The sequence below is a fragment of the Pantoea sp. SIMBA_079 genome (assembly GCF_046940275.1).
GTDB lineage: Bacteria > Pseudomonadota > Gammaproteobacteria > Enterobacterales > Enterobacteriaceae > Pantoea > Pantoea borealis.
Map to the genome: position 1 here is coordinate 1 of NZ_JAWRYR010000055.1, position 434 is coordinate 434.

A 434-nucleotide genomic window follows, 5' to 3' on the forward strand; every position below is an offset into this window, starting at 1 on the left:
CCGTGACCCCGGGCGGCCGCTTGATCAGGCCGAAATCGGCCATCGCGTAAGTCAGTGCACCCGCGAGAAAATCGAGACGCCCGTACAGCTGGCCCTTGTCCAACGCCGGCACGCAGACCGCGAGCGCGCTGGCGAATTCACGCGGCACGTGGCCGTACTGGTCGGAGAGGAACTTGCGCAGGGCGTCGTTCTTCTCGACGTAGGCGCGTGCGATGACGCGCACGAACGCGCCACTGCTGCACCGTCCGCTGGCCATGTCCAGCGCGGGCTGGACGAACGCGGCGATGATCGGCTCGATCTCGCCCGGATGCTCGGCGACGGCCGTTCGCAACTGCGCCAGACGCTGCGCGCTCATCTGGTCCATGCGCCGGCGGAACACCTCGTTGACGAGGTTCTCCTTGCTGCCGAAGTGGTAGTTGACCGCGGCGATGTTG

Annotated in this window: 1 protein-coding gene; it reads right to left on the bottom strand. The window is 67.1% G+C overall.

Features of this window, described 5'->3' with window-relative positions; genetic code table 11:
• Positions 1–434, bottom strand: a 434-nt coding sequence (locus SB719_RS19060; protein WP_412159589.1) for a hypothetical protein, incomplete at both ends; no start/stop codon positions are given.